The organism is Endozoicomonas sp. G2_1, from assembly GCF_017744155.1.
Classification (GTDB): domain Bacteria; phylum Pseudomonadota; class Gammaproteobacteria; order Enterobacterales; family Alteromonadaceae; genus JAGHQT01.
Genome location: NZ_JAGHQT010000023.1, coordinates 50,729 through 57,582, shown reverse-complemented (window position 1 = coordinate 57,582; position 6,854 = coordinate 50,729). Strand labels below are relative to the sequence as shown.

Sequence of the window (6,854 nt, the reverse complement as noted above, 5' to 3'; positions counted from 1 at the left end):
TTCCTCTTTTTAAGTACGCTTTAATTAATCTTGATCTTTGTATTCAGCGGCCTCGCCAAAAGACTGTTCTATTTCTCTAGTTGCTTTTTCGAACATAGCTGAAATTATGAATTTCAATACTGGAAAAGCACACAAACCAACAATAAAACCTGTAATTATGTCGTCACTCATGAGCGCCTACTTTTATGAACAACGAACCATAGTTGCTGTCCTGATATTTTCATAAACTTGTGCTGCTGCGTTTCGCTCACTGCCCACTTCACAATTTTGAAAGTAGTCATAAGCCAACTTTTCAGCTTCGCGCATAAGTTCTAAGAGTTTTTTCTTTTTTTCTACTTGGTGAGATATTCCCGTATCTATGGAATAAGCAGCATCTAAAACATGCCTATAACCGTCACTAGTTGGCTTGCTGATTAAGCCCTCAGACTCCATTCTTTCAACAATACTTGCTGCGTGGTTATAACCAATACGTAACGCCCTTTGAATCTTTGAAATGCTCACTTGATTGGTATCTGTGATAAAAGCCTTTGCATGCTTGTATGCTAGTTCTACACGCTCAACGTGTTCATCAATTGCTAATTCATCAAGTTCTTTCTTGTATTTGTCGTAGTAAATGCTCATTTACTTGTTTCTCCTAAAGTACAATTCTGAGCAGGCCAAAGCCTACTTTTGCGAAGCCTCTAAAGCGTTAATAACTCCACCTAGCTCATTTGCTAGCATAGAAAGTTCCTCATATTGCTTCTGACTATCTTCGCAATTAACGTCAATTTTATTAGCAATAGACTTAGCTTTTGACTCGATAGCGATTAAGCGTTTAACTTGCTCATTAATAAACATTGTCCGTTTCTCCTAAAGTACGCGTTGGTACTAGTTATTTGTCTACTTTAATGCGTTAAAAATTCTTCGCGTTGGTCTTTTGTCATTTTCGTGTGCGCCACGCCAAAATTAACTTTGCAATCGCCATGAAGATCGGGTTTTGACACATAACACTTTGCACCCTTGTCAAAGAAGATGCTGCCGCCACGCCCAAATGGTGAGTGAATGGCAAAATTACGTTTAAGTGTGTTGTTAGCTTTCAATTTCATTTCCTCTTTTTAAGTACGCTTTAATTAATCTTGATCTTTGTATTCAGCGGCCTCGCCAAAAGACTGTTCTATTTCTCTAGTTGCTTTTTCGAACATAGCTGAAATTATGAATTTCAATACTGGAAAAGCACACAAACCAACAATAAAACCTGTAATTATGTCGTCACTCATGAGCGCCTACTTTTGTGTAATCTTTACTTTGTACTTCTTCTGAAAAGCTTTTAATAAGCCTTCTTCATGCGTGTTCTTTGTAAAGAAGAAGTCGGCACATTCAGTGCAATGTATGCGGCTAAAGCCCATTTCGCGACTTGATTCAATTGATAAAGCCATAAAGTCGCTACCGCATTCAGGGCATGGAACGTCTGATAAATTTTCATATTCAGTCATAGTAACCTCTACCCCAAATCCATGTGGTCGCGTTTATCGAATTCTTCAACGAACCAACTAAAAGTGTTCATTAAGCATTTAACGCCGTTGAAGAAGCCGATGAAAACTACCGCTAAAATGGCGCTTCCAATTAAAGTGGCTTCACATTGAGTTCTTTCGCTCCCTTCGATTGGTTTAATATCAAAGCCGAGCATTAAAACAACGGCAAAGGTTGCACCGAATACAAACAAAGCCATTATTGTTGTGATAATTAGTGCCGCTATTCTGTTTTTCATAATTTCTCCGTTTAAGTACGCTTAATTAACAGTATCTAAGACAACTTAGGTCTGATTTCTTGGCCGACTGCCAAGTCGACGCCGTATTGTGAACAAAAGGACTGAATTCAGCGGGTACATCAAATTCTTTCTTTTGCTCTCTCATTGCGCGACCAAGTGCTTCATCTTCACTATTCACCCCGTCACGGTCTTTAAAGTAGATGCTAGTTCTTAATCTAGTCTCAGTTGTACCAGAGCTTGTTTTTTGCCATGCAATAGAAACAATAAAGGTTAAATTCTTCTTCATATCAGCCTACTTTAAAACAGTGTCAGCAGGCATTGGAGCAACACCATCTAACGCTAGAATTTCTTTTACATGCTCTTGCATGATTTTCATATTTGAAATCAATATTTCGGGCGTTTGGTTCTTCGCGTCAACTTCAATATCGCCCAGTGAATTTCTTAGTGAAATTAGCATTCCAATTCTTTTTCGCTTATTACTCATAGTTACTCGATTTAAGTACAATTCGTTGTAGGGCAAAGCCTACTTTTGCGAAGTTTCTGCGCTAATAAATGGAACTTTGCCAGCCTCTATTGCTTCAATTATTTCTATAGCTTCACTAGCCGTTAAATTTTGGTTTACGTAAAACATTAGCGCGAAAACCGCTTTCTTTTTTTGTTCTTCGTTCACTACTGCATTCCTATTTTTAAGTACAATTCTGTAAGCCAAAAAGCCTACTTTTTCGGAGCCAAAGGCTCAGTAATCGGCTGGTATAGCGTATTCGCTAATTCAAAGTCATCGTTACATATATCTTGCCAGCAATTTTCAAAGCCACCGTATTGTTTGTAGTTATTGAATCTAGCCAGAATTACAGCATCATTAGTTGGTATATAAACCCAATACCAAAGTTTTTCGTTTTCTGGGGGTAATTCGTCAGTTTTTAACCATTTATCTTGAGCTGAATTTCCTTTGCACTCAGCTTCAACGTATTCACCCCATTTTTCAGCCAAGCTAGGTATATCTTGACGATAGTTGTCTTTGATGTGCCACGTAGCAAAATGATAAATCTCAGCCAGCGTAGGGTTGTTTTTGTCAGTAAAACCCGACTCTAAAGCCCCGATCATTGTGTCTAAAAAGCTAGTGATAGCTTCAGTTTTGGCTTGGTTTAAATCTTGTTCTGACACTTTGTTCTCCTCATTATTTTTAAGTACGCTTTGTGCTGCGTTAAAAGCGCGTTGTTTAAATTGTTCATTTGCCATTCAAGTTCTCTATAAAAGTTCCATTTCGAATTTATAGAGACAAAAAGCCTGAATTTCCCTACAAACCTTGGTTTTGTTCGTAGCGTTGATCTCTAGTTGTTTATGTAAAACATTAATTGCTGAGTTGCAGTGGCAGATGATGCTTTTTGCAGTACTTGATAGCCCAATTCAAACATTCCATTTCATTGCCTGTTTGCTCAACAACGAAAACGTTTCCGTTCAGGCGACCAAAAATTATTCCTGCTTGTAATTGTTTGGTGTATTTAAAGTGCATTTTTATTTCTCGAATTGAGTATTTTTTCTATTGTAGTTGTTTTTTTGCTCTTTTCAATAAGCAGATATATTAACGATATAATAAAATCGCAAAGAGCCTTTAATACCTAACATTTAAAAGGGATGGATGAATTTTAAAACATCATCATATGTATAAAATAACAATATTCTCCATGGACCAAATATTATGCTGAGTTATGTTAGGTGCTCGTTAGTTGTTGTATCTGAAAGAAAAACAATTAAATCAACCCGAAAGTCTAAAGGTTGTCGCACATGTGTTGCACGCGTGAAAAGTGTGTTTTTGAATGTATGGTGTTGTTATTGTTGGATATGTGTTTTTTGGCGCACTCGCCAAAATGACGCATTGCGCCGTTTTGCGACATTGGTTTTTTTAGTTGTTTTTGTTTCTCGTTTTGAGTATTTTTGTTGTTTATTTTGATGCTAGAAAGTTGTTAAGTGAGGATGTGATGAGAAATTTTATAGAAGACTGTTTTGCTTTGTTCTCAATGCTTTGTTTTGTCGCCTTTGTTGGTTTTATTGTTTATTCGGTTGATAAGAAAAATGAACTAAATGATTTAGAAATCGAAAAGACAAAATTAGCTATTGAGGTTTTGAAAGTAGAGCTTTCGGAAAAGTAGAGGCTTGTATGTCAGAAGTAAGACCTTGCGACAGTCCTTGTCCTAAATGTGGAAGCTTAGAGGTCAGTCGTCAATTTAATGCTAAAGGCGAGACTGTTAAACCCAAAGCCTATGGAAAAACATTAAATAAATATTGCAGTAACAGGTGTGGAACATGGCATAACGAAGTGATCAGAGATCACATTCAAAACCACTGTAAGTGTTGTCATTTTGAGTGGCCTTTATTGCCCATGAAAAAGGCAACGAAAAAGTAGGTAGAAATAAGTGTTTGAATTATGGCGAGATGCTAAGTGCTAGCTGTCGAGGTGGGATTTTATTTCAAGGCAGTTTCTTTGTGCGCGTCTAAGTAAGTGCGAAGCGCTGTTGTTGTTGTCTAGTGATCTGTCTAGTGCTTGCTCTGGTGGTAGTTGCTCAGATTCGTCATGTGAACTATTGATGATGTGAATCGCACCTTGAATTAATGCTCGTAGTTCTTCTAGTTGTTTCTTTTGTTCGTAACCAAATAACATAAATAAACCAATATACTCAAAATGAGTTTTTGATAATATACTCATTTTGAAGATATTTGTAGGTTTATTTTTTATATTGATTCCATAATAAAGGCCAATTGGCCGACAATAGCTAGTTTATCGTTGTTTCTAGCTGTTGTTATCTGCCCTTGGCTGCTAAATACATGTAATGCAGTTTGGCCGTGATTGTCTTTACATAAAAAGATGTTTGTGTGTGAAAACTGTATATCGCTTTTAAACATTAGCAATGTTTTAGCTTTGATCTTAAAGCCGCTTTCGTCTATCGCCTTAGGTGTTGTATATATCGAATAGTCAATATCACGGTCTAGTGCTTGGTCTTGATCTTGTATCCATACATCATCTTGTAAGTCACTAACACCTAATATTTTGTTTAGCGGAACGTTGTGTATTCTAGCTGTTGCGATAGCTATATCTATAGGCATTCTTCTTGAAGAGTCTTCATAGCCTCGATAGGTGGTTGGTGGCAAATGGCGTCCAAGAACGCTAACTAGTGCTTGGTGAAATTCTGGTACTTTGCGCTTGCCAAAGTTATCAATTCGCAATTGCTTGATGGTTTCCCTAGCTCTTTGCTGAATTATATCTGCGCTTTCTATTTTATCGTTCATGCCTTGAGGCACCTTAGTTGCGAGTGATTATTGATTTAACATTTCAAATAATAAAGATATTTACATGCTAAATATAGTGTTTTGCGTATTAATTAGTTGATTAATAATTAGCTAATAGTTGTTAATAGATAATCTAATTGTTAGTATTTACTCAAATTGAGTTTTTTCAAGTTTTTATGTTAATTGCTATCGTTGGTGTGTTCGATAAACAAAGTGTTGTTCAAGAGGTTGTAAGACAATTAAAGGAAGCAGCTAGCTATTCTGTTTGTCACTGGACAGTAGGTAATAAATGCAGAAAGGGTCGAAGAACTACACTTAAGACAATCAATCAATCCTTTCATAAACAAGTATTGCTCATTGAGCCAATTATTTTTTCAAATGAGGCCGATTTCGTTCGTCAAAAGGGCGGTTTTATTTGGCATGTGGCTGAATGTTTATCCTCTGACATTCCTATTTTAAAAGGCGATATCATGGTCTCTATAACAGATGACCATAAGGCGTTTGGCACCATAGAGAGCGGTTATCACCAATGTATGCTAAGGCAAAGTAGCAAACGAGGATTGCCAAAGCCCGGGGTAGATTATCGAGAGTAATTATTGATGCTTGATCTTAATAATATCGATGAATGGTTGGAGCGTTGGGCTGCTTGGTGTTTGGCGGGTAATATCCGCTTACCAGGTATGACGTCTAATGCATTGGTCAATAAAGATAAGGTTAAGCAAAGAAGTTTTGTTGATTGGTCGGTAGATGATGTTGAGTTTGCTATTGAGCAAGCTGTAGCTAGTTTGGCAAAGGTAGATGTTTTGGCTGCTGAAGCGCTAAGGCTTGATGTTAGATCTTCAATACGCCAGTCAGAAAGAGCTTTGATAATTAAGTGCTCACTTTCGACTTATAAACGAAAAGTTAAAAAAGCAAAACTGGTCGTAATTGACGAAGTTAACAGGAAGTGTTTTTGATGACCGGGTTGTATAAAGTTTCACCTCCTGAAAGTCAGAAGTGTGAACCTTGTAAATCAGTCAGTATGAAGGTTAGTGGCGAGCAGGTGCTTAACTATTATAGTAAGCAAGTCAGGGCGCGTTATCAGTGTGTGAAGTGCGGCCAGTATGAGTGGTTTGGTATTGGAGTGGCTGATTCTGCCCTAAAAGCATAAGCGTGACTGTCACGTTTATATGTTGTTTCATCGTGACTTGTCACGATTTTAAGGTTGTGAAAAGTATTAGTTGATAAAGGACAACGGGATTGTTTTCACTTACATGGACTGCCGATAGTTGTTAAAAGTGAAAGTTAATTTTCTTATAAAACATGTGGTTAATGAATGTTTTTAAAAATTTACTCAAAATGAGTAGTTTTTTTTGAGCTAGTTTGTTAAATTTCTTCGTAACGTAGCGAAAGTTGCGTTGAACATGTTTCCAAACATTTATTTATCCCCCAAGGATTAACTATTTGCCAGCGCTTTCGCTGGCTTTTTTTTGCCTTATGAATAATGAATCCATTTCTACATTAAGCGCGTTGCTGGTATTTGTTCAGCAAAATTCGTCTTTCTTTTTTTGTATGTTAATTGCTGTATGGGGAAGTACTGCAGCATATATCGCTCGATTGAAAAAATCAGGTAAAGACTTTTCTTTGACTGAGTTGATTGGTGAATGGTCTATTAGTGGGTTTGCTGGAATGCTGACGGTATTGGTTTGCCAAGAGTTTGGCGTTTCTTTGACATTAACCGCTTTTGCTGCAGGTATCTCTGGCCATATGGGTGGTACGGCAATTCATTTGCTTGAGCAGGCTACCCGCAAGCGTTTTCCAAACTTTTTTAAGGCTGAGTAAC

Annotated in this window: 17 protein-coding genes; 4 read left to right on the top strand and 13 right to left on the bottom strand. The window is 37.2% G+C overall.

The window, feature by feature from the left end; translation table 11 throughout:
- Nucleotides 1-24 precede the first annotated feature (24 nt).
- From J7384_RS17980 to J7384_RS17930, 11 genes are all read right to left on the bottom strand, one after another.
- Complete coding sequence (locus J7384_RS17980; protein ID WP_209115926.1) at nucleotides 25-171, bottom strand: hypothetical protein; 147 nt, start codon at nucleotides 169-171, stop codon at nucleotides 25-27.
- 12 nt (nucleotides 172-183) lie between these two features.
- Nucleotides 184-621: a DNA translocase FtsK gene (locus J7384_RS17975; protein ID WP_209115929.1), complete on the bottom strand. Its 438-nt coding sequence runs from the start codon at nucleotides 619-621 to the stop codon at nucleotides 184-186.
- 42 nt (nucleotides 622-663) lie between these two features.
- The gene (locus J7384_RS17970) at nucleotides 664-837 is read right to left on the bottom strand and encodes a hypothetical protein (RefSeq protein WP_209115928.1); all 174 of its coding nucleotides are present in this window, start codon (nucleotides 835-837) and stop codon (nucleotides 664-666) included.
- 47 nt (nucleotides 838-884) lie between these two features.
- On the bottom strand, nucleotides 885-1,079 hold the full coding sequence (locus J7384_RS17965) for a hypothetical protein (RefSeq protein ID WP_209115927.1): 195 nt from the start codon (nucleotides 1,077-1,079) through the stop codon (nucleotides 885-887).
- Between the two features lie 30 nt (nucleotides 1,080-1,109).
- Entirely contained in the window at nucleotides 1,110-1,256 is a 147-nt protein-coding gene (locus J7384_RS17960) for a hypothetical protein (RefSeq protein ID WP_209115926.1), read from the bottom strand.
- Between the two features lie 6 nt (nucleotides 1,257-1,262).
- Nucleotides 1,263-1,472: a hypothetical protein gene (locus J7384_RS17955; RefSeq protein WP_209115925.1), complete on the bottom strand. Its 210-nt coding sequence runs from the start codon at nucleotides 1,470-1,472 to the stop codon at nucleotides 1,263-1,265.
- An 8-nt stretch (nucleotides 1,473-1,480) separates the two neighbouring features.
- Nucleotides 1,481-1,747: a hypothetical protein gene (locus J7384_RS17950; protein ID WP_209115924.1), complete on the bottom strand. Its 267-nt coding sequence runs from the start codon at nucleotides 1,745-1,747 to the stop codon at nucleotides 1,481-1,483.
- Between the two features lie 25 nt (nucleotides 1,748-1,772).
- Complete coding sequence (locus J7384_RS17945) at nucleotides 1,773-2,033, bottom strand: hypothetical protein (protein ID WP_209115775.1); 261 nt, start codon at nucleotides 2,031-2,033, stop codon at nucleotides 1,773-1,775.
- Between the two features lie 6 nt (nucleotides 2,034-2,039).
- Complete coding sequence (locus J7384_RS17940; RefSeq protein ID WP_209115923.1) at nucleotides 2,040-2,204, bottom strand: hypothetical protein; 165 nt, start codon at nucleotides 2,202-2,204, stop codon at nucleotides 2,040-2,042.
- Between the two features lie 66 nt (nucleotides 2,205-2,270).
- Nucleotides 2,271-2,417, bottom strand: coding sequence for a hypothetical protein (locus J7384_RS17935; protein WP_209115922.1), 147 nt, complete (start codon nucleotides 2,415-2,417; stop codon nucleotides 2,271-2,273).
- 44 nt (nucleotides 2,418-2,461) lie between these two features.
- On the bottom strand, nucleotides 2,462-2,986 hold the full coding sequence (locus J7384_RS17930; RefSeq protein ID WP_209115921.1) for a hypothetical protein: 525 nt from the start codon (nucleotides 2,984-2,986) through the stop codon (nucleotides 2,462-2,464).
- Nucleotides 2,987-3,672: 686 nt separating this feature from the next.
- Here J7384_RS17930 and J7384_RS17925 point away from each other — a divergent pair.
- On the top strand, nucleotides 3,673-3,897 hold the full coding sequence (locus J7384_RS17925) for a hypothetical protein (protein ID WP_209115920.1): 225 nt from the start codon (nucleotides 3,673-3,675) through the stop codon (nucleotides 3,895-3,897).
- Between the two features lie 293 nt (nucleotides 3,898-4,190).
- On the opposite strand, the gene J7384_RS17920 is transcribed toward J7384_RS17925, so the two are convergent.
- A complete protein-coding gene (locus J7384_RS17920; protein WP_209115919.1) occupies nucleotides 4,191-4,451 on the bottom strand; it encodes a hypothetical protein in 261 nt (86 codons plus the stop codon).
- Between the two features lie 26 nt (nucleotides 4,452-4,477).
- Nucleotides 4,478-5,032, bottom strand: a complete 555-nt coding sequence (locus J7384_RS17915) for a hypothetical protein (protein ID WP_209115918.1) — start codon at nucleotides 5,030-5,032, stop codon at nucleotides 4,478-4,480.
- Between the two features lie 137 nt (nucleotides 5,033-5,169).
- Here J7384_RS17915 and J7384_RS17910 point away from each other — a divergent pair, with 137 nt between their 5' ends.
- From J7384_RS17910 to J7384_RS17900, 3 genes are all read left to right on the top strand, one after another.
- On the top strand, nucleotides 5,170-5,625 hold the full coding sequence (locus J7384_RS17910; RefSeq protein ID WP_209115917.1) for a hypothetical protein: 456 nt from the start codon (nucleotides 5,170-5,172) through the stop codon (nucleotides 5,623-5,625).
- A gap of 6 nt (nucleotides 5,626-5,631) precedes the next feature.
- A complete protein-coding gene (locus tag J7384_RS17905; protein WP_209115916.1) occupies nucleotides 5,632-5,988 on the top strand; it encodes a hypothetical protein in 357 nt (118 codons plus the stop codon).
- Between the two features lie 520 nt (nucleotides 5,989-6,508).
- On the top strand, nucleotides 6,509-6,853 hold the full coding sequence (locus J7384_RS17900) for a phage holin family protein (RefSeq protein ID WP_209115915.1): 345 nt from the start codon (nucleotides 6,509-6,511) through the stop codon (nucleotides 6,851-6,853).
- Nucleotide 6,854: the final 1 nt, after the last annotated feature.

What these genes read in the sequence shown, in the direction of transcription:
- J7384_RS17970 (WP_209115928.1), bottom strand. Translation starts at nt 837, where the DNA reads ATGTTTATTAATGAGCAAGTTAAACGCTTAATCGCTATCGAGTCAAAA.
- J7384_RS17930 (WP_209115921.1), bottom strand. Translation starts at nt 2,986, where the DNA reads ATGGCAAATGAACAATTTAAACAACGCGCTTTTAACGCAGCACAAAGC.
- J7384_RS17900 (WP_209115915.1), top strand. Translation starts at nt 6,509, where the DNA reads ATGAATAATGAATCCATTTCTACATTAAGCGCGTTGCTGGTATTTGTT.
- J7384_RS17960 (WP_209115926.1), bottom strand. Translation starts at nt 1,256, where the DNA reads ATGAGTGACGACATAATTACAGGTTTTATTGTTGGTTTGTGTGCTTTT.
- J7384_RS17915 (WP_209115918.1), bottom strand. Translation starts at nt 5,032, where the DNA reads ATGAACGATAAAATAGAAAGCGCAGATATAATTCAGCAAAGAGCTAGG.
- J7384_RS17980 (WP_209115926.1), bottom strand. Translation starts at nt 171, where the DNA reads ATGAGTGACGACATAATTACAGGTTTTATTGTTGGTTTGTGTGCTTTT.
- J7384_RS17975 (WP_209115929.1), bottom strand. Translation starts at nt 621, where the DNA reads ATGAGCATTTACTACGACAAATACAAGAAAGAACTTGATGAATTAGCA.
- J7384_RS17920 (WP_209115919.1), bottom strand. Translation starts at nt 4,451, where the DNA reads ATGAGTATATTATCAAAAACTCATTTTGAGTATATTGGTTTATTTATG.
- J7384_RS17950 (WP_209115924.1), bottom strand. Translation starts at nt 1,747, where the DNA reads ATGAAAAACAGAATAGCGGCACTAATTATCACAACAATAATGGCTTTG.
- J7384_RS17940 (WP_209115923.1), bottom strand. Translation starts at nt 2,204, where the DNA reads ATGCTAATTTCACTAAGAAATTCACTGGGCGATATTGAAGTTGACGCG.
- J7384_RS17945 (WP_209115775.1), bottom strand. Translation starts at nt 2,033, where the DNA reads ATGAAGAAGAATTTAACCTTTATTGTTTCTATTGCATGGCAAAAAACA.
- J7384_RS17905 (WP_209115916.1), top strand. Translation starts at nt 5,632, where the DNA reads ATGCTTGATCTTAATAATATCGATGAATGGTTGGAGCGTTGGGCTGCT.
- J7384_RS17955 (WP_209115925.1), bottom strand. Translation starts at nt 1,472, where the DNA reads ATGACTGAATATGAAAATTTATCAGACGTTCCATGCCCTGAATGCGGT.